Genomic DNA, 21,138 nt, shown 5'->3' on the forward strand with positions numbered 1-21,138 from the left:
GGTAGAGAATGGCCATTGTCGTAGTAACTGACTCGCAGAGTGGGTTCGGCTAGCAAGGATGCTATCAGACCAGCAGGCTCAACGAACCCGAAAGCTATTCAGAGACTGCTCGCTGACGGATGGATATCTATATCGACCATCCGGTCTCCGCATGTCGATATCAGACACAACCATGGCGCACTCAGGCTACTGGATTGTCGGACAATCCCGGTAAGGTGACGCGTCTTCACGTCAAAATAACCCCATCCAGATCATGGGGTTAATAAGAACTGCGGCGGTTGAACGGGCTTCTTTCGGGAAGTTCAGCAGGCAACGATCGTGCTCGTTTGCCGGAGTCAACTCGCTTAAATGTCGATCAGCAGAGAACAAAAAACCAATGATCAGCCCGAACTCAACGGATTCGAGTAGCCAATTGGCGCAGGGCTTCAAGCCTCGTCACGTCACCATGCTATCCATCGCCGGGATTATCGGCGCCGGATTGTTCGTAGGTTCAGGACATGCCATTGCGGCGGCGGGGCCGGCGGTTCTGTTGGCTTATCTGTTCTCCGGTTTGCTCGTCGTGCTGGTCATGCGCATGCTCGGCGAGATGGCGGTGGCCAATCCCGACACCGGGTCGTTCTCGACCTATGCCGACCAGGCCATCGGGCGCTGGGCGGGCTTCACCATTGGCTGGTTGTACTGGTGGTTCTGGGTTCTGGTCATTCCTATCGAAGCGCTGGCGGCCGGGCATGTGCTTAACCAATGGTTTCCGCAGGTTGATGCCTGGCTGTTCGCGTTGGGCTCGATCATTGCGCTGGTGGTGACCAACCTGTTCAGCGTGTCCAAGTACGGTGAATTCGAATTCTGGTTCGCCATGGCCAAGGTCGTGGCGATCATCGGTTTTATCGGCGTTGGTTTCGCCGTGTTGATGGGCTGGATTCCCGACAGGGAAGTCAGCGGCTTGAGCGGATTGATGGCCGAGCACGGCGGGTTTGCGCCCAATGGCTTGTCAGCGGTGGTCGGTGCTTTCATCACCATCATGTTCAGCTTCATCGGAACCGAAGCGGTGACCATCGCCGCCGCCGAATCGAATGATCCGTCGCGCAACATTGCCAAGGCCACGCGCTCGGTGATCTGGCGTATTGGCGTGTTTTACCTGCTGTCGATCTTCGTCGTCATCTCTGTGGTGCCGTGGAACGATCCGTTGCTGGCCTCGGTCGGGTCTTATCAGCGCGCCCTGGAAATCATGAATATCCCCCACGCCAAGTTCATGGTCGACGTCGTCGTGCTGATTGCCGTGGCCAGTTGCATGAACTCCTCGATCTACATTGCCTCGCGCATGTTGTACTCGCTGGGCCGGCGTGGCGATGCGCCGAAGATGCTCAAGGCGACATCCTCGGAAGGTGTACCGCGCGCAGCGGTCATCGCCAGCACCGTGATCGGTGCGTCAATTACCGTGTGGAGCTATTTCATGCCTGCCGGGCTGTTTCAATTCCTGCTGGCCAGCTCCGGGGCGATTGCCTTGCTGGTATACCTCGCGATCGCGGTATCGCAGTTGCGCATGCGGCGGATACTGCGCCAGCGCAACGTCGAGCTGACTTTTCGCATGTGGCTGTTTCCGTGGCTGACGTGGCTGGTGATTGTGTTCATCTGCGCAGCGCTGGCGGTGATGATGATCACTCCTGAACATCGCACCGAAGTCACCACAACTATTGGCCTGGCGCTGGCGATTTCCTTTATTGGCCTGTTGACGTCGCGGCATCCTGCGCCGGCGGCGAGGGTTACGTCGGTGGGGTAGGCGGTTGCGCCGAACCTGATACTCCCTTCGCGAAAGCCGAAGGGAATGACAGACGCCTGCGTCTCAGACCGATTCTTATGAGGACATGATGTCATCGATCTCCGCCGTGGCCGACGGTGCGACGCAGTCCGTCGGGTTTCTGCTGTTAGACAAATTCACCCTCATGTCGCTGGCGTCCGCCGTCGAGCCATTGCGCATGGCCAATCAACTGACCGGGCGAACGCTGTATCGCTGGCACACCTTCAGCGCCAATGGCGCGGCGGTCTGGGCCAGTGACGGCGTGCCGATCACCCCGGATGGCTCGTGGAGTAATCCCTCCGTGGCGGACACGGTCATCGTCTGCGGTGGTGTCGGCATCCAGAGCGCAATTACCCGCGAGCACACGACGTGGCTGCAAGCCCTGGCGCGGCAATCGAAACGCTTGGGCGGGGTGTGCACCGGCAGTTGGGCGCTGGCCAAGGCCGGGTTGCTCGACGGTTACGAGTGCAGCGTGCACTGGGAATTTCTGGCGGCCATGCAGGAAGCTTTTCCGCGCGTCAACGTCAGCACCAGTCTGTTTACCCTCGACCGCAACCGCTTCACCAGCTCCGGCGGCACTGCGCCGCTGGACATGATGCTGCACCTGATTGCCCGCGATCATGGTCGTGAACTGGCCACCGCCATCTCCGAGATGTTCGTCTACGAGCGCATCCGCAACGAGCAGGATCATCAGCGCGTGCCGCTCAAGCATGTGGTCGGCACGCACCAGCCCAAGCTGCAAGAAGTCGTTGCGTTGATGGAAGCCAATCTTGAAGAGCCGATCGACCTGGACAACCTGGCCGAATACGTGGATCTGTCACGGCGGCAGTTGGAGCGGTTGTTTCAGAAGTACCTGCAATGCACGCCGTCGCGCTACTACTTGAGGTTGCGGCTTATTCGCGCGCGACAACTGCTCAAGCAAACCTCCTTGTCGATCGTTGAGCTGGCGTATGTCTGCGGTTTCGTCTCCACGCCGCATTTCTCCAAATGCTATCGCGAGCACTTTGGCGTACCGCCGAGCGACGAGCGATCAGGTTCTGAAATGAGCCGTAAATCGGCATCGCCACGGTCAGTGACCAAACCGCTGACGACGCTCGACCAAGCGCGCAATGAATCGACGTTTGCCAGTGTCCGAATGATGGAGCGTGCAGATCTGGCGTCCACGGGATGATCGGTCGGTCTGCTTTGACAGTTGATCACTGCAGATTCCGCATACGTATAGTTCTTGCTCCATTGCGCGGTTGCCAATAAACCCTCCTGTTAAGGTCAATGAAGCCGGTGAGTCACCGGCACCAGGAGGGATCATGAACGCCACGCCAATTCCCGAAGGTTTCACCCCGTTTACCCGTAGCAGTCCGTTGCTTGATTTGCTGGGCCCGATCTACGCGCGAGGCAGTGGGCTGCAATTGGAACTGGGATTGTTGACTGACTCACGCCATGCCAATGGCCGTGGCACCTTGCATGGTGGTGTATTGGCGACATTGGCCGATGTCGGGATGGGTTATGCCATGGCGTTTTCCAGCGACCCTCCGCAGCCATTGATCACCGCGAGCATGACTCTGGATTATCTCGGCGCGGTAAAAATGAATGAGTGGCTGGAAGTGCGTTTGGAGCATTCGAAAAAGGGACGTCAACTGGCGTTTGCTGCCGTTAGTTTGCATGTTGGGGAGCGAACGGTTGCGCGGGCCAGTGCGGTGTTTGCGGTGCCGGTGAGTTGAAAGTGAGTATTCGTCAAAGCGTTGGTTACTGTGCCATTAACCCTTGCGCCACTGCATCTTTTGGCGCACCCGTTGAAACTCGTACGGTAAGCCAATCAGGGCCGTTTCTGATTGGGTTTCGGCCGCGTCGATAGAACTTTGGTCGGTGTCTGGCGTGATGGCATTTCGATGTCTTCCTGTGCATAATCGGACGCCGCTGCCAAAGCAGACTGAAGTGGAATCATGGGAAAGGGAGCACCTTCGTGCGCCTTTTCGACATCATATTGGCGATCTTGGAGATGGATCGGCCAGCCAGTTTCAGTCAGTCGCGAGCAGCTTTGAGATCGAAAGGAATCAGCATGACGCAGAGGGTGGTGCAAACGATTTCTCGTGCCTGGTCGCGCATGGGAGAGCTGAGTCGACTTCGGACTCCGTCCCAACGCAGTGAATACATCGTTGAAGGTTTCGCCGATGACCGGGTGATCGTATTGGTCGCCTCCAAGCGCCACGTCCTGCTCAGATCGGCGTTCGAAGCGGCGCTGAATTACCTTCACCAACACAGCCATGGGATTGAAAGTCCGTGCCTGATCAAGTCAAACAATGACCCGGCGCTATCCGGCCCGCTCTGTCGTGCCAGTAGAGTCACGTTGAGCGGGGCGTACGGCCCGCGAAACATCAATTACGTACTGCCAATTCTGCAAGCACTCGGCGTGGTCGATATTCGCACATCGACGCCTAATGCTGTCTGGCTCGTGACGCCTCTCGCAGCCAATGATCTTTCATTTTCGAACCCGGTACGACGAGTCGGGAAGGGTTTGCTCACTGCCAGGCAATTTGATTTTGCTCAGTATCTGAGCGGTTTATGGACAGGTGCAGCAGGTTCGTTTTCGCATCGCTACAAGGTCAGTAGGCACCATTCCTGGAAAGACTGGAGAGCTCGGCATGGCGCCAGCGATTGGTGGTGCCAGAGCTTAAGCCAAGCGAACCAGCACTATTGCTGGCGTGAAAAGGCTGCCCCGCATGATTTTGCGAGTATTGCAGCTGAGCTGCGCAAGAGTCTGGAGAACAATGATGAAGCCGCGGCGTTGGTCGCGTGCAAGGCGATCTTTGCCTGGGGTGGCGTTGCTCGAAAGGCTGACGATGCTTCTTTGCAGTGGGTCGAGTTGCAGGCGGCAGCCAAGACCTTGTGCCGTTCAATCCGCAGGGCCGTTAAGTTGCTTGACCGCGCATGTGCAGACCCGCTGGACGATTTCAACGGAAAAACACTGTTGATGAATTCAGCGATGACCAAGATCTATGCCGCAGCGGCGCCGGACAGCTTGATTATTTATGACGGTCGTGTGGGTGCGGCATTGGGGTTGTTGGCGCGCACTTGGCTTTTGGCAAATGCTGAGCGCACGGTTCCTACGGATTTGGCATTTCGCTGGGGCCCGAATACCAAGACCGCGAACCAGAAGGATGAAACGAGAAATCCTTCGCAAGACCTCTTCATTTTCACAAACCTCTATACCACCTCCAGCGACATTCCTGCACGCAACAGGGAGTGGGCTGAGCTTGTGCGGATGAGCAGCCGCTTGCTGTGGACTACGGGCAAAGTTCTCGACGCGCAGAGTTACACGGTGACATTAAGCATGTTGGAGCGTTCGTTGTTTATGTTGGGGTATGACGTTCGCTGATAGCACGCCGTGAGTTTTCAAGTTTCTGAGGCGTTGGTCATGATCCCTTCGTTATTTGATGCAGTGACAGCTGTTGTGAGTAAAGCATTGGCAGATTCAAGGACCGCAATCCGGGCCGCTAATTTTCAAGGAGATCAGATGTACGAGCAAAATATCGAACTGCTGCGCGAAGAATCCCTGCGTTTGCTTGAAGTGGAAATCGATCTGTTGCAACGAATGAAGGATGCAGACGGCGTAGTGGTCGATGAGCACAGTCATGAGCACCAGACGTTTACCCAGGCCAGCATCCAGAAAGATCTGCAAATGCTCCGGGGCGAAGCAGACAAGCTTCAGCGCCTGGAAATGGTGCTGGCCGTTGTCGGCACGATGAAGGCAGGTAAATCGACGACGATTAACGCCATTGTCGGCACTGAGGTGCTGCCAAATCGAAATCGTCCGATGACCGCTCTACCGACGCTCATTCGTCATACCCCCGGCCAGATCGAACCTGTTTTGCGTCTGGAAAACATCGGCCCGATCAACAGTGTCGTAGCTGAGTTGCATGAGTTGCTGCGTGACCCCGCCGGGCAGCAATTGCCCTACGAACTGATTGACGACAAGGATATGCAGTCCCTGCTGCGGCTAATTGACGAAAATCAGCGGTTTGACAACTGCTATCAGGGTCCTGAGGCCATTTTTTGGTTTCTCAGAAGCTTGAATGATCTAGTGCGCGTAGCGCTCGAGTTGGACGTGGACTTCCCATTTGATAGCTATGACGAAATTCACGAAATCCCCGCTATTGAAGTCGAGTTTTCCCATTTGGCCGCAATGCCAGAAGGTTTGGGCCGTTTGACCTTGCTCGACACGCCCGGCCCGAATGAAGCCGGCCAGCAGCATCTTCGCAAAATGCTGGGCGAGCAACTGAAAAACGCCTCGGCTGTTTTAGCCGTTCTGGACTTCACTCAACTCAAGTCAGATGCTGACCAGCATGTGCGCCAGGAACTGGAGCGAATCGCAGATGTAGCTCAAGGGCGGATGTTTGCGCTCGTCAACAAGTTCGATGAGAAAGATCGCAACAGTGATGATGAGGCGCAGACCAAACGCCTTGTTGCTGATTCATTGATGGAGGGTCGACTACAGCATTCTCAGGTATTCCCCGTATCGTCAAAATTCGGCGATCTTGCCAACCGTGCACGACGCGAGTTGGCACTCAATGGCTGCTTGCCGACGATTGTCGGCGAGCAGAACGCCTGGGTGGAGGACTTCGGTAAAGCAGCGTTCGGCATGCTTTGGACGAGCATGGTGACAAATCCGGAGGCCGTGAAAACAGCGGCCAACGCACTCTGGAATGCCTCGTTGTTCGCGGCTCCTCTGGATCAGATCATTCGTAAAGCCCACGCCGGCGCTGCGACACTTGCCGTGGCTTCTGCTGCCGCCAAGCTCGCTGACATCGCGGCCAGATTGAACAACTTTCTCTCTGTTCGAGATGCTGCGCTGGGAAAGGGCGTAGAAGAATTGAGCGAGCAGATCAATTCTTTGCGCAATGACATCGACCGTATCACCGGTCTGGAAGCCAAGACGCGAAAGGATGCCGAACGCGCCTTGCAAGCTATTGATGGAAAAATGAATAAGGTCTTTTCTGAAATTCGTGCCGCCATCAGCGCTCAGATTCAAGAGGGATTCAAAGCGGGCAAGGAAACCGAAGAGCAACAACCTCAGGAGCGCAAAAGAGAGTCTCTGACCGGACTGCTCTCGATGCTGACGGGTGCGGGTAGCCAACGGAGGCTGGAGAGACGACGTACGACTTACGGCTATGAGTTTAATGAAGACACGCCTGTCATCAAACTCAGCAATCGGGAAAAAGCTCAAGAGATTACGCAGGGTATCGAGAATGGAGTCCGGGAGATAATCACGCTCAATGAAAGGCGTTTAGTCGCAGAGACTGAGCTCATTTTGCGAGATTTTCATGTTTTGTTCGAGCAAGGCATTTCAACTCAGGCCAGTGAGATTATCAGCCAACTCAACCAGCGTTTGAACCGCAGCGGCTTTTCCATTGCAATCAAACTACCACCCATGCCAGCGCTTTCAATGCGACCTTCCAGTGGAGAAGTGTTGGGTGAGGTCATCGAAAACAAGCAGCGCAGTGTGCGTCGGCGGCGTCGAGCCGGTGGGTTGTGGGGGGGCATTTGCAGCTTCTTCGAGACAGATGACTGGGGTTGGGAAACCTATTCGTCGAGAGAGGAATATTTTGAAATCGACGTGAATAAGGTGAAGGCCTCTATCGAAAAGTCTGTCGCCGATGTGTTCGCTGGTTTGGCGAGTGCCACGGTCGAGACCATCGCCAAGCCACTGGAGGCCAGTGTTGACAACTTCTTTGATGAACTCAGGCTCACCGTCGAGTCCATCCGCAGCGACCTGAATCAAAGTATTCGCGACAAACAGTCCGATCAAGGGCAGCAGCAAAGACTGGGTGAACTGCTGGCAGGCTTCAAACGCCATGTGCCTGGTATTCAAAAGGACAGTGATGCGCTCAAACGTGACGTCCCTTCCGCGGGCGTTGAGGTGGCGGCATGAGTGAGCAGACCCCGATTTCACCCGGCTCGGATATCTGCCAGACACTGACGTGTCTGCCCGAAAAATTCGTGGTGGATTTTGCCAACGGCATTGATGTCGCGCGTGAACGCCAACGTTACATGGCCAAGCGGGATGGGTTTTTCACTCGCCTTTTCGACGGCTTTACCGGTCAGGGTGATCGCAATCAGGCTGAGATCAACGCAAGCCTTACTGATGGCGTGGAAGGTGCGTTGAACTGGTTGAAGGATTTGAGCGAGTCGTTGGCCAAAAGCAATCATGCGATTGTTCAAGTCAACACCCGGGTCAACGCCCTCAAACATGATGTCGCCACCCTCGTCGATTTTTCGATAGAGAGCCGCCAGGCTATTAATTCGCTTTCGCAACGTCTGGACGAGCGTTGTGATGAGCTGGATCGCAATGTCGCAAGGATTGACCGGTTACAGCAGGCACACCTGCATCTGGACGATGTCTTCGGCAAGTGGGGAGCAGGGCGGTTCAATATGTTCACGCTGTCCGGGCGCTGCTATGCAGCACTTGAAGAACTGCGGTGGGGGGCGTTTGGCGACTATTGCCAGACAGTGTCCGGGCACGAACGACAGAAACAGCTTGAGCGTCTGGCCAATCAGGCAATCATTCAGATGAACAAGGATGCAGGAATTAGTCAGGGCGAGCGTATAGCGACTCGCGACCGGTGGCTGGCTCGTCCTGTTGGAAGTGTTGTTTCTGCTGACGGCGAAGATGCTATTCGCTATCTGGGGGACTGGACGGACCCATATTTCACACCTTTCGCATTTGCGGCCTCGCAGACCCCGGAGGAGTTGCCTGTGCATTTGCCAAGGATCATTGCAGCGCCAAGGGTGACAGAAGCCATGATCAGTGAGCTGTTTCTGGAGGCTTCATGATGAATGCTCCCTTGAAAGTCGGGTTGGTACTTTCCGGTGGTGGGGCCAAAGGGGCCTATCAGGTCGGTGTGCTCAGAGCCTTGCGCGAACTCGGCACCCGCATTGATGCAGTTTCAGGCGCCAGCATTGGCGCTCTCAACGGCGGCGTTCTGGCTTCTTCTCCATCGCTGGATGTTGCTATCGAGCGCCTTGAGGCTGTCTGGGAAAGATTGGCCTATGACTCCCCGTTGAGCATGAAGGCGCCTGGATATCTGGCGCTGTTGGCTGCGGCGGGCCTACGGATTCAGGGGGCAGGGGCTGTGCTCGGGCTTGTTCACGCCGTGAAGAAAATAGCGGGCGCCTTTGAGTTCGAGTTGCCGAGCTGGCTTGATGGGCTCGACGAAGGCTTGCTGGACGACCAACCGTTGAAGCAACTGATGGATGAGTTTCTCGACAGCAAGCAGCTAGCGACAGGGATCCCACTCTATGTCTCGTTGTATCGCAGCAACGGCGGTCTGCAGGACTTGGCGTCAGCATTCATGGCTGAGCTGGGGCTGAGCAATACACCGGATTCGGAATTCGTGCATATACAGTCGCTCGAGGAAGACCGGCGCAAACAGGTGTTGCTGGCTTCTGCTGCGATCCCGCTATTGTTCGCCTCCCGCAAACACGGTGAAAAACGTTACTCGGACGGCGGCCAAGGTGGCTGGCAGACGATGCAGGGTAATACGCCAATCACCCCATTGCTGGAAGCTGGATGCAATCTGGTAATCGTCACTCACTTGAGTGATGGATCGCCATGGAGCCGTCAACGATTTCCGGATGCAACCATTTTGGAAATTCGTCCCCAACAAAGCCTTAACCGAGCTACGGGCCTCATGAGCGGCGCTCAGGACTTGCTCGGTTTTGATGTCGACAAGATCCCCACCTGGATCGAGCAAGGTTATCAGGACACGCTGCATTGTGTTGGACGGGTCATGAAGGCTCAGCAAAGCCGCGACGAATTGCGTGTCGCGCAAGCCGCTCTTGCAGGCATCGCAAGTGAGTCCGCAAGTGCCGACGCAACACTGGCCGATGCGATGGCACGATTATCCAGGCAGCCCTGACAAGGAGTCAGAAGTGGCAAATGTAAAAATTGAATGGGATTGGCTGCATTGGAATTGTGGTCAGACGTGGGGAACTGATGTCTGGCCGGAATTGCAACGCAGAGGGGTTAAACAGCAAGACCTTGAACGATGCGTCTATGTGATCAGGCTCAACGGTCTGTTCGCCATCCAGTACCCGCTAGGCGTTTCTCCCACGGTCTATATCGGCGAAGGAAACTTTGAACAACGTATCACTCAGCACAAAAACTGGCTGATGGAACTCGCGGATTTGCAAGGCGAGTATGAGTTTCTCATCGGCTATTGTTTCCCTCGCGCGCGGAACGCCTCGAAAGTTTATTCCGATTTCGAGGCGATGCTGATCCACGAATTTCGAGACATTTACGGCGCGGCTCCGCTGCGCAACAGGCAAATGGAATTTCAGAAATCAAACCACGTGTTTGAGCCAATGAATGAAATCCGCAGCGCGATCATGATTGGTCAAGGCATGCGTTTTCATTGGGCGGTGCAGCCGATGAAAAGCTCGCCTATGTATGATGTTTACCAGCGGACTATTCTGGAAGAGTTGAGGGTTTGACCCTGTCTTTAGCGGGGTAAAGCGAGAAGTCGTTGGTTAAATAAAATTTCAAGTCATTTGTTGTTGGCTAATTTGTTAGGGGATTTCCATGGATTTAGCTCCAGCTACAACCAAAACATCTATCGTGCTGCTGGGTGTTGCAATAATTGCGTTCGGCATAATTGTTTTAATGCAGGTGCTCACCGGATATCCGCCGTTCAAGGATCAATATTTTTTTCAGCTATTTGGAATCGAGGGACGAAACTGGTTTGTGGGCGGGAGAGAGGCTGTCCACTTTTTTGGATTTATTGGTTGTGTCTTATTCGGATGGTCCTATGTTTACTCGATGACATTCAAGGGGATGCTGAAGGTTCATTTTTTTATTCTCCCCGTTTTGCTGATGTTTTTGCTCGCATTAACAAAGTTTGTTGAACTGAATATTCCCTACTATTTTTTTGCAATCTTTGCTCTGATAGGTGCAGTCATATCTGTTTTAATGACAGTCTGGATGAACAGTTCCAAGCGCAGCGTTAAATACCCAAAGATGATCATTGTTCCGACGCTAGTTTGTCTCTCAATCTCTTGGATATGTGAGTTTTTTTGGGAGCCAACCATTCGCGCTTGTGGATGGCAACAAAGTGAGGGCATCACCTGGGCGCTACTGGTAGGGGAGAATAGCCCTTGTGTCTGGACACACCTTCGATTCCAGTGGGCTCAGATCATCATCGATTTTGCTGCGATCGTTATAGGCTTGGTGATTGCGCTTATTATTTATAAGTGTCTGGCGCATCAAAAGCGATGACGCCATCTGATTGGAGTTCGCGATATATGTGCTGTGCAGGGGGCAGAGGGCGCGGCTACGATGATGAAGAGTATAAACCGTGGTGTCGCCTGTGTTTCTAAAACCTTTTGCCAGTCATGTAGATGAGCCGATTCAAGCCACTACCGGCATAAGGATCTCAGCGACTGCGGATCGAATGACACATTGGCCATACTTCGAGTGTCAGCGACTAATTGCCATTGCCCAGCAGTGCCGTCGATTTCGCGCAGGGCCCATTGCCCGGGGCCGGACCAAGACAGTTCTATGTACGGCCCTTCAAGCACTTCGTTTGCGATTAACATGTCTACTTCGTCGGCAGGTCCCGGGAGCATGCCACCGACAGCAATGGGCACGCGCTGACGCAAAAGGCTGTTGAGCATGCTCAGCAACTCGACACGTGATGTGTAATGCACTCTGTGCTCCCCGACTTCGGTGTGGGCAAACACCAGGCTTCCGGTATCGGCGTCCACGGAACTGATCAGCGTGAGATGCGTCGGTGGCCGGCCTGAGCCTTTTGAATACCTCAAGCCTGATCCATCGCCGCCGCGACGCCCTGATCCTCACCCAGAAACCCGCCACTCTGATGCTGCCAGAGCCGCGCATAAATGCCGTTTCTGTTCAGCAACTCAGTGTGCGTCCCTTGCTCGATAATCCGCCCCTCATCCATGACAATCAGTCGATCCATCGCCGCAATCGTCGACAAGCGATGCGCAATAGCGATGACGGTCTTACCCTGCATCATTTCATCAAGACTTTCCTGAATGGCCACTTCGACTTCCGAGTCCAGCGCACTGGTGGCTTCGTCGAGCAGCAGGATCGGCGCGTTCTTCAGCATCACCCGGGCGATGGCGATACGTTGGCGCTGGCCGCCCGAAAGCTTGATGCCGCGCTCACCGACCAGCGTGTCGTAACCGCTGTGGCCTTGCTTGTCGCTGAGTTGGCTGATGAAACCGTCGGCCTGCGCGTTGGCGGCGGCGCGGCGGATATCTTCGTCGCTGGCGTCGGGGCGGCCGTAGGCGATGTTGTCGCGAATCGAGCGGTGCAGCAGCGACGTGTCCTGGGTGACCATGCCGATCGCGCTGCGCAGACTGTCTTGGCTCACCTTCGCGATGTTCTGGCCGTCGATGCGAATCTCGCCGCTGTCGACATCATAGAAGCGCAGCAGCAGATTGATCAGCGTCGATTTTCCCGCACCGGAGCGGCCGACCAAGCCGATTTTCTCGCCAGCGCGGATGCTCAGGCTCAAATTGTCGAGGACCTGACGTTCGCCGTTGTAGTTGAAATTGACCTTGTCGAACGTCACTGCACCGCCCGCCGGCACCAGCACGCTGGCGTTCGGTGCGTCCTGCACTTTGGGGCCGCGGGTGAGGGTGGCCATGCCGTCCTGCACGGTGCCAATGTTTTCGAACAGCGACGTCATCTGCCACATGATCCAGTGCGACATGCCGTTGATGCGCAGCGCCATGGCGGTAATCGCCGCCACCGCACCGGTGCCGACCTGACCCAGATGCCAGAGCCACAGCGCGTAGCCGCCGGCACCCAGAATCAGCCCGACCACCAGCGCCTGATTGACGATTTCGAACTGGCTGACCAGACGCATCTGGCGAAAACCGGTGAGCTTGAAATCCTCCATCGCCGCGCGGGCGAAGTGTGCTTCACGTTTGGAGTGCGAGAACAGTTTCACCGTGGTGATGTTGGTGTAGGCGTCGGCAATGCGCCCGGTCATCGATGATCGCGCATCGGCCTGTTCCTGGCCGACCTTCCCCAAGCGCGGCACAAAATAAACCATGGCCAGCCCGAATAACGCGAGCCAGGCAATGAACGGCAGCATCAGTTTCAAGGCAAAACCGCCAGCGAGGGCGATGATCGCAATGAAGTAAACGCCGATGCCCGGTGCGATTTCGATCAGGGTGAACAAGACTTCGCGCACCGCCAATGCGGTCTGCATGACCTTGGTCGTGACCCGCCCGGAAAACTCATCGGAGAAGAACGAAAGGCTTTGCCGCAGCATCAGCCGGTGGAAGTCCCAGCGCAGCCGCAACGGCAGATTGATCGCCAGAATCTGGTGCTGGACCATGGTGCGCAACGCCACCAGGCCGATGCTGATGAACAACACAATGCCGATGCCCCAGAGCACGCGACTTTCTTGCGCGTTGACGCCGCCACCGGCCTGCCACGTCGAGAGCAAATCGACGACTTGCCCGAGAAAGGAAAACAGCCAGGCTTCGTAGATCGACACACCGGCACTGAGCAGCGCCAGCGCGAGGATATAACCGCGTGCGCCGCGCGTGCAGGCCCACAGGAACCGCATCAGGCCGACGGGCGGTGGCGGTGCTTCGTCGGGAGGAAATGGGTCGAGCCGTTGTTCAAACACGCGCAGCATTGTGGTCTCCGAAATGATCAGGGTCTGGGGGATTCTGCCATTGAATGGCGGCTTTGAGGGTTTGCACGTCAATGGCTTGTCCCCATTGGGCGCTGGATTCCCGAGTATCGCCCGGGATTCCGGGTGCATGCCGGTCAGCTAAACTGACTGCTCAGACGCCTTGAGCAACGCAAGATGCAGCGAATACACCGGGTTTCCTGTTGGGAGTCGATGGGCAAAGGAAATGTTTAATTTCTTTTTGACGTTTCTGTTCGTGCTCATTCCCACGGCGTCGCTGTCACTCGACAGTTACCTTCGTTACCGGGTGGCCAAGAGCAAACCGGTGAGCAAGGCGTGGAGGGCTTGCAATCATGTTCTTTCAATCATGCTGCTCATGCAGTTGCTTGGTTTGGCGCTGTACTTCTTTTACATCGCCTGAATCTGGCGGATTTCGATAGAGGGATCGATGTGGTGAGTTTCGCTTGCGCACTGTTGGTGATAGGCCTGGGGCTGATTTTGTATGTGTCAGATATGTTTGGCTATTCAAAGTCCGTTAAGGCCGAGCGGTCTCGGCTGATGTCCGCTCAGATGCTTACAAGGGAGCAGAGAGACAAGCGCCGGTATTATCAGTGGGCAGGCGCCGCGAGAGTTGTGGGTTGGATTGCGATAGCCGTGGGGCTTTTGCTTTTGATCTTCCGGTAACGCGGAACAGTGTGGGACAGCGTTTCAGCATCTGGCCGGGCTGCCAGTTTTCAATCTCGCAGCGCGCCAGCCTCAACGCGCGCCGAAATCCACTTTCGACTGTACGCCAGCACGCCCTCGGCGATGGCTGTGGGAAAGTGGATAAACCCGTGAGGCGAGGAGGGCAGCGTGTACATTTCGACCGGGGCCGCTTGCGCCCAGCGCTTGGCGATCTCGAGAGTGTCATCGCGCAGCGGATCGAGTTCACCGGCAAACAGCAACGCGGGCGGGAAGCCGCTGAAATCGCCGTACAGCGGAGACAGTGGTGGCTGGCGGCGCTGCTCGTCAGTCAACTCGGGCGTGAGCAGACGTAGCGCCTCGACCATGCCCGGGCCGTCCAGCACCAGCGTGTCTGCGGGGGCGGTGCGTACGCTGGGCGTGCCGGTCAGGTCGTAGACGCCGTAATACAGCAGTGCGCCGCTGATTCTCTGCAGCAGATCGGGCCATTGTTTCAGCGCCAGCAAGGTTGCCGCCGCCAGATGACCACCCGCCGATTCACCGACTACCACGACGGGCAGGCCGGCGAACTCAGCCTCTTGTAACAACCAACGAGTGGCGTTGAGGCAATCCTCCAGCAAGCCTTCGATGGGCGTGGACACGGCCAGTCGATAATCCACCGAGACCACGGTTACTTGGCAGCTGTCGACGATGGCCGCGTTGAAGTTGTCGTCCATCTGCGCATTGCCGATCACCCAGCCGCCACCGTGAAAGTCCAGCACCACGCCTTTCGCCGGGCCTTTGGGGCGAATGATCCGCACCGGCACGTTATCAATCAGCTTGCGCTCAGCCGTCAGACCAAACTTGCGCAACACGCCGGAACCGCCGATCTGGCTGACGCGCAACAGCGCCTGAATCACACGCGGCGTCAGGCGATTGCGGATCTTGAAACGTGGCAGCCAGGCCAGCTTCCTGTTGAAGGCGCGCACCTCATCCAACTCGCGTTCGCCCTGCGGCCACGGTGTTGCAGTACCCCAATTGGCATTGCTCATCAGCGGTTCTTGATCAGGATGGAAAAATTCAACGCCGCCGCCACACACAGCCACGCCAGATACGGAAACAGGATCAAGCCAGTGATCAGGTCCAGTTGTATCGCCAGCACCACCATCGCCGCGACCACCAGCCACAACACGGTGAGAATCACCATCGCCGCCAGCACCTGATGCGCACCGAAGAACACCGGTGTCCACAGCGTGTTCAACGCAATCTGCGCCGCCCATAGCGCCAGCACGGTCTGGCTACCGGGAATAAGGCTCAAGCGGTAACCGGCCCAGGCCAACAGCAGATAGATAATCGTCCAGGCCACGGGGAACGCCCAGTTGGGCGGGGTGAAACCGGGTTTGTTCAGCCCTTCGTACCACGGCCCCGGTTTGAACATCACGCCGGTGGTTGCTGCGGCTGCGCAGGCCAAAAGAAAAATGAAGAAGGTCATCGCCAGTCCTTGGCTGAAATCAGCCGGTTGGGGGTTTAAGAAAGGGACGCCTCGGCAAGGAAAAAGTTTGCCATGAAATTCGGATTGGCCAGAGAGGCGATTCAATTTGAACTAAAAACTGACCACTGCGTCAGGATAATCAGTGCCTTTTCCAACTGACGCGGATGACATCATGTACACCTATCACATCGAATATCGATTCAACGGCGAGCCGCGGACTTTTCTGCTTGAACTCAAGGAACAGCAGTTGTCCGAGCACGAAGCCGCGATGCATCTGCTGGAACTGCACTTGGGCGACGCGGAAAACGGCCTGATGATGCCCACTGCAGACTCAACACCCGAGCAGATCCTCGAACAGGCTGAGCGGGTAGGGATTACGGACATCAAGGTCGTCAGCCAGACCAACTGAAGGGTGAGGCAAACGTTGGCAACGGTGGGGATCCATTGCATGCTGCGCGCACACTTCACTGTACGCCCGGAGGACACGCCTTGCCGACCCTGAGCCGCGCTGATCTTGCTTACGTTCTACAAATCCTCGAGCAAGACACGATTCACGACTTGAGCCTTATTTCTCAGGCCGTGCAGATGAATCCTCGCGACCTGTTGAATCAAGTCGCGATTGCCATGGCCGATCAGTTCCTTAGCGGTGCACGCGACTTTCACGCATGCGACGAGGTGATGAATCTGTTGTTCGGCGATATCGTGAACCTCGGCATGGATGCCGAAATGCCCGAGCCGGCTTTTTCCATCTACCTCGCGTTTGATTCTGGAGAGCATTGGCACACCGGTGATAACAAGGAGGTCGTACCGTGGGAAAAATGGACGCGACCTGAGCTCGTGCAGATTCTTGGTCAGCTGACGGGTGGCTTGTCCGGAGGTCGTCGATAGTTACACGCTTTCTAGCGCTGGATGGTCGACAAGCACGTTTGCCCGGTCTTGATAGAACCGCAAAAACTCATCCGCCGGCATCGCTTTGCCAAACAGCCAGCCCTGACCAAAATGCACGCCGTGATCGCGCAGGTAATCGCGCTGGGCTTCGGTCTCGATGCCTTCGGCGACTATCTGCAGGCGCAGGCTCTTGGCCATTTCGATGATGTGGCCGGTCACGGTGCCGGTCGCGGCATCCTGATCGATATTATCGACAAACGATTTGTCGATCTTCAGCACGTCCAGCGGCAGTTGCTGCAAATGCTGCAGGCTGGAAAACCCGGTGCCGAAATCATCGATAGCCGCCAGATAACCCAGCTCACGGGCATGGTTGACCGTGGCCCGCGCGGCGTCGATCTCGACGAATCCGCGCTCGGTGGCCTCCAGCCAGATTTGATGCTGCTGCACGTTGGCCCGGTCCAGCGCGGCCTCCAGTTTCGCCAGAAAGCGCCCGCTGCTGACGTCCTTCGCCGCCAGATTGATCGCCACGTGCAAGCTGCGCTCCTTGACCAGCAACGGGCCGAGGTCACGCATCACATTGTCGATGACTTGATCGGTGATCGGCAGAATCAAACCGCTGTGCTCGGCCAGCGGAATAAACGCATCGGGGCACACCCGCGAGCCATCCGGATGCTGCCAGCGCACCAGTGCCTCCGCACCGACGCAAGCACCGTCGCTAAGGCGGATGATCGGTTGATAGTGAACAACGAACTCACGATTGCGCACCGCCATTTGCAGTTCCGCCAGCGGCGACAGACGTTGCCGGGTGCGGCGCACGATCAGCAACACCAGCACCCCGGCGAGCAAACCACCGATGGGCAATAGCAGTAACTCCCGGCGGATCAAGCCTTGCATCAGGTCATGGCGCGACAGCGCGGCGATGACGACCCAGTCGCCGCTGTGCACGAGGGTGTAGAGATAGCCGTCGGCAAGGCCCGAGTGCGGGCCGGAATGCACGCGAGCAAGAAAGTGTTCTGCGCCCGGTCGCGAGGTACTGATCAATTGTCCGGCAGCAGTGCCGACCGTCAGGTGCAGATCCTCGTCAAGCATCACCTGCAAAAACTGCTCGGGATCGACCAGCACGTTGAACGCCGCATACTGCAGCGCCATCATCGGCTTGGCCGCAACGATGCGCGACTGCACACCGAGCGACACACGCACGCCATCCGCGGTGGTGAAGTCTTCACGCCACGGCGCCGCATGCTGCCTGACCAGGCCCCATGACCCGCAGGCGTAAATCTCTTCTTCGACATAGCCGATAGACTTCACCGAGAGGGTGTTGATGGTCAGCAGACGCATCTCGTCGATGCTTTCCGGCGTGCACGGAGCGAGCCGGGAACCGGCGATGGATTTCAGCGCGCCGGCCGCTTCACTGAAGGTGCCATGGGCACGACTGGAGGCGACGGAAGCGAGGGCTTCCAGACGTTGTTGAGCCGCTGCCAGATTCAACATCCAGGCGACGTAACCCATCAAAATGACCGGAAGCAAGACACACGGAAGGCCCAGGAGAATGCTCCCCCAGACAATGCGTTTTTTGTTCATGGCGCCACCTTGGCCTCAAGGCCTGTGACGTGCGCACAGCACGGCTGTTTCCCAGCCCATTCAGAATACCGCCGGTGTGTGGGGCAAATATTGCTGTAGATCAACCGCCGGCCCGCCTTGCGCGAGCATTCCATACACCGCAAAACTTTGTGGGAGCTGGCTTGCCAGCGATGGCGTCGGCACGTCCAACATCCTCATAGCCAGACCTACCGCTTTCGCGGGCAAGCCATGCTCCCACAGGTATTGTGTGACGCCCGAAATCTTCAATCATCCAAGCAGACAGGTCTAAATTGCTCCCTGGATTAGCGCCTGGTACGGACCAATCGCGCACCCCACGGCCCGATCACGCAGCCATTTCCATTCAAAGCAAAACTGTCATATTCAGTATCACTTGCCTACCCATAGTGACCAGCCCAACGCTTAAACAATGAGGCTGCACTGTGTTTCAACGTCTTCTGTGTTCGCTGTCCGTACTGAGCCTGTCCATCGCCGCCGCCCATGCTGCCGAGTCCGTGCCGCTGGACACGCCGCGCCTGCAAGGTATCGACAACTTCCGTGATATCGCCGGCATCACCACCGCGTACACCACGGCCCACGACGGCACGATGCGCAGCGGCGTGTTCTACCGCTCCAACGCGCTGACGCCGACGACCAGCGATCTGGCGACCCTCAACAGTCTCGGCATCAAAGCCATCTACGACCTGCGCACCCCCAGCGAAATCGCCGCCACCCCGGACACAATGATCAGTGGCGCGACCTACCAGAACATCGACATCATCGGCAGCACCACCTCCGGCTCGAATATCACCAACATTTCCTTCAACAGCGCCGCCGACGCGATCGCCATGATGGAACAGACCAACCGCGCCTTTGTCAGCGATGCCGGCATGCGCGGTCAGTTCGGCGTGCTGTTCAATGAACTGGCCAGTGTCGATGCCGCGCAACTGTTTCACTGCACCGCCGGCAAGGATCGGACCGGCTGGACCGCTGCCGTGTTGCAGAGCATTGCCGGCGTCGACAACGCCACCATCATGGCCAACTACCTGGCGACCAACGACTACACCGCCGCCCGCGTCGCCGCCACGCTCAAAGCGCTGCCGCCGAGCATGGCCGCCATTTACGAGCCGTTGCTCGGCGTCCAGGCCAGCTACTTGCAGGCAGGTCTGGACGAAGTCACCGCGCAATACGGCAGCATGGACAACTACCTCAAACAAGGCCTCGGCCTGTCGCAAGAAACCATTTACGTCCTGCGCGGCAAACTGGTCGAATACAACAGCCTGCCGGGTCAGGCCGGGCTGATCGGCAACGCCGCTGCCGGCGCCGAATTGCTCCGCGAGTTGCAAAACACCAGCCTGTCCGGCACCTACAGCGCCTACAACTACTATCTGCAATCGGCGATCGATGCCGGCACCCTCGGCGGTGTTGAATCCCAGGTCGGCGGCCAGGTGCACGCCGACGCCGCCAGCTACCTGCTGCGCCAAAACGCGATGATCGAACAAGCCGCCGCACCGTTCGCCAGCGGCACTGATCTCAAGGTCGGCCAATACCGCCTCTGGACCACCGCGCTCGCCGGCTACCTCGGCACCGACGGCTCGGCTCACGCCGAAAGCAGCAACGAACACAGCCAAGGCCTGATGGTCGGCATCACCCAGCGCTTCAGCGAACAACTCAGCGCACGCGGCGGTTTTGGCTACAGCAAAGGCAGCGTCGGCGGCGCGGGTGGCGAAGCCGACACTGACTTCACCTTCCTCAACGTCGGCGCCCGCTACGGCTTCACCAGCCTTGAACAAGGCTTGTTCCTAGACGCCAACGCCAGCGCCGGCTACATCGACTACGACAGTAAACGCGACCTCGGCGGCGGCCTCGGCACCGCCAAGGGCGACACCCACGGCAACCTCACCGGCGCCACCGTTGCCCTCGGTTATCGCGCCCCGGTCAACGGCATGACCTTCGAACCAAGCCTCGGTTTCCGAGTCAGCCACCTCGACCTCAACGGCTTCCAAGAGAAGGGCAGCGAACTCTCACTCGACGTCGACGACAACACCGCCACCCGCCGCAGCGCCGTTGCCAATCTCAACGTCGCCTTTGCGCCGGTGGCGATGGGCGCATGGCAACTGGTGCCGGGCGTACAAGTGGGTTACGAACGCACACTGGGCGATAACCAGGTCGAGAGCCAAAGCCACTTGCTCGGCCTCGACATCGAACAACGCGCCGCCTTCGACAACCGCGACCAATTCAGCGGCGGCGTAAACGTCATGGCCAGCCTCGGCGCCCTCAGCCTGGGCGCAGAAGTCGGCGCCAACGGCGGCGGCGACAGCCACGGCTTCAACGGCGGCCTCAAAGCCAGCTACGCCTTCTAAACAGAAGCGGGGTCAAGGAAGACCCCACTCCAACCAACACCACAGGTTCTATGGGTTGCTATCAATCTAAATCACACCACAAACCCCTGTGGGAGCTGGCTTGCCAGCGATAGGGCCAGCCCAGCCAACATCTCCATCGACTGACCCACCGCCATCGCTGGCAAGCCAGCTCCCACAGGTTTTGTGGATTGCCAACAATCTCAGGCACACCAAAAATCCTTGTGAGAGCTGGCTTGCCAGCGATTGGGCCAACACAGCCAACCTCTTCATTGCCTGACCCACCGCCATCGCTGGCAAGCAGCTCCCAAAGATTGTGGAATGCCAACAATCTCAATCACACCGCTGACCCCTGTGGGAGCTGGCTTGCCAGCGATTTGGCCAGCCCAGCCAACCTCTCCATTGCCTGACCCACCGCCATCGCTGGCAAGCCAGCACCCACAGGTTTTGTGGAGTGCCAACAATCTCAGGCACACCAAAAATCCTTGTGAGAACTGGCTTGCCAGCGATTTGGCCAGCACAGCCAACCTCTTCATTGCCTGACCCACCGCCATCGCTGGCAAGCAGCTCCCAAAGATTGTGGAATGCCAACAATCTCAATCACAACACAGACCCCTGTGGGAGCTGGCTTGCCAGCGATTTGGCCAGCCCAGCCAACATCTCCATTGCCTGACCCACTGCAATCGCTGGCAAGCCAGC

At 57.2% G+C, this 21,138-nt stretch carries 17 protein-coding genes; 13 read left to right on the forward strand and 4 right to left on the reverse strand.

Translation table 11 applies throughout. The features are described from left to right. Nucleotides 1-376 precede the first annotated feature (376 nt). From gabP to CKW38_RS04380, 9 genes are all read left to right on the forward strand, one after another. Nucleotides 377-1,777, forward strand: coding sequence for a GABA permease (gene gabP / locus CKW38_RS04340; RefSeq protein ID WP_007916180.1), 1,401 nt, complete (start codon nt 377-379; stop codon nt 1,775-1,777). An 88-nt stretch (nt 1,778-1,865) separates the two neighbouring features. Further along, on the forward strand, nt 1,866-2,966 hold the full coding sequence (locus tag CKW38_RS04345) for a GlxA family transcriptional regulator (protein ID WP_095111947.1): 1,101 nt from the start codon (nt 1,866-1,868) through the stop codon (nt 2,964-2,966). Nucleotides 2,967-3,099: 133 nt separating this feature from the next. Next, nucleotides 3,100-3,513 (forward strand): PaaI family thioesterase, encoded by a 414-nt coding sequence (locus CKW38_RS04350; protein WP_095111948.1) that lies wholly within the window; start codon nt 3,100-3,102, stop codon nt 3,511-3,513. 242 nt (nt 3,514-3,755) lie between these two features. After that, nucleotides 3,756-5,168, forward strand: coding sequence for a hypothetical protein (locus CKW38_RS04355; protein ID WP_176472281.1), 1,413 nt, complete (start codon nt 3,756-3,758; stop codon nt 5,166-5,168). 138 nt (nt 5,169-5,306) lie between these two features. Then, entirely contained in the window at nt 5,307-7,721 is a 2,415-nt protein-coding gene (locus tag CKW38_RS04360) for a dynamin family protein (protein ID WP_095111949.1), read from the forward strand. Further along, complete coding sequence (locus tag CKW38_RS04365; protein ID WP_095111950.1) at nt 7,718-8,623, forward strand: diguanylate cyclase regulator RdcB family protein; 906 nt, start codon at nt 7,718-7,720, stop codon at nt 8,621-8,623. The genes CKW38_RS04360 and CKW38_RS04365 overlap by 4 nt, the downstream gene beginning before the upstream one ends. Then, nucleotides 8,620-9,708, forward strand: coding sequence for a patatin-like phospholipase family protein (locus CKW38_RS04370; protein ID WP_095111951.1), 1,089 nt, complete (start codon nt 8,620-8,622; stop codon nt 9,706-9,708). The genes CKW38_RS04365 and CKW38_RS04370 overlap by 4 nt, the downstream gene beginning before the upstream one ends. A gap of 13 nt (nt 9,709-9,721) precedes the next feature. Continuing rightward, complete coding sequence (locus CKW38_RS04375) at nt 9,722-10,282, forward strand: hypothetical protein (RefSeq protein WP_007916191.1); 561 nt, start codon at nt 9,722-9,724, stop codon at nt 10,280-10,282. An 88-nt stretch (nt 10,283-10,370) separates the two neighbouring features. Then, entirely contained in the window at nt 10,371-11,063 is a 693-nt protein-coding gene (locus tag CKW38_RS04380) for a hypothetical protein (protein ID WP_095111952.1), read from the forward strand. Nucleotides 11,064-11,604: 541 nt separating this feature from the next. Here the strand turns inward: CKW38_RS04380 and CKW38_RS04390 are convergent. After that, nucleotides 11,605-13,464, reverse strand: a complete 1,860-nt coding sequence (locus CKW38_RS04390; protein ID WP_095111953.1) for an ABC transporter ATP-binding protein — start codon at nt 13,462-13,464, stop codon at nt 11,605-11,607. Between the two features lie 223 nt (nt 13,465-13,687). Between CKW38_RS04390 and CKW38_RS04395 the strand changes: the two genes are divergently transcribed. Continuing rightward, nucleotides 13,688-13,882, forward strand: coding sequence for a hypothetical protein (locus CKW38_RS04395; protein WP_095111954.1), 195 nt, complete (start codon nt 13,688-13,690; stop codon nt 13,880-13,882). A 313-nt stretch (nt 13,883-14,195) separates the two neighbouring features. Here the strand turns inward: CKW38_RS04395 and CKW38_RS04405 are convergent, their stop codons facing one another. Together CKW38_RS04405 and CKW38_RS04410 are read right to left on the reverse strand one after the other, a co-directional pair. Next, nucleotides 14,196-15,173 carry an alpha/beta hydrolase gene (locus tag CKW38_RS04405; RefSeq protein ID WP_095111956.1) on the reverse strand — a complete coding sequence of 326 codons (978 nt, stop codon included), beginning with the start codon at nt 15,171-15,173 and terminating at the stop codon, nt 14,196-14,198. Further along, entirely contained in the window at nt 15,173-15,613 is a 441-nt protein-coding gene (locus CKW38_RS04410) for a TspO/MBR family protein (protein WP_007916213.1), read from the reverse strand. The genes CKW38_RS04405 and CKW38_RS04410 overlap by 1 nt, the downstream gene beginning before the upstream one ends. A gap of 142 nt (nt 15,614-15,755) precedes the next feature. On the opposite strand from CKW38_RS04410, the gene CKW38_RS30125 reads away from it, so the two are divergent. Then, nucleotides 15,756-16,022: a hypothetical protein gene (locus CKW38_RS30125; protein WP_095111957.1), complete on the forward strand. Its 267-nt coding sequence runs from the start codon at nt 15,756-15,758 to the stop codon at nt 16,020-16,022. Nucleotides 16,023-16,102: 80 nt separating this feature from the next. Continuing rightward, a complete protein-coding gene (locus tag CKW38_RS04420) occupies nt 16,103-16,501 on the forward strand; it encodes a hypothetical protein (protein ID WP_095111958.1) in 399 nt (132 codons plus the stop codon). Here CKW38_RS04420 and CKW38_RS04425 read toward each other — a convergent pair whose 3' ends face one another. Beyond that, nucleotides 16,502-18,082 carry an EAL domain-containing protein gene (locus CKW38_RS04425; RefSeq protein ID WP_095111959.1) on the reverse strand — a complete coding sequence of 527 codons (1,581 nt, stop codon included), beginning with the start codon at nt 18,080-18,082 and terminating at the stop codon, nt 16,502-16,504. It abuts the gene before it with no gap. A gap of 440 nt (nt 18,083-18,522) precedes the next feature. Between CKW38_RS04425 and CKW38_RS04430 the strand changes: the two genes are divergently transcribed. Beyond that, entirely contained in the window at nt 18,523-20,442 is a 1,920-nt protein-coding gene (locus CKW38_RS04430) for a tyrosine-protein phosphatase (RefSeq protein WP_095111960.1), read from the forward strand. Nucleotides 20,443-21,138 lie beyond the last annotated feature (696 nt).

The organism is Pseudomonas sp. Irchel 3H7 (assembly GCF_900187605.1).
GTDB lineage: Bacteria > Pseudomonadota > Gammaproteobacteria > Pseudomonadales > Pseudomonadaceae > Aquipseudomonas.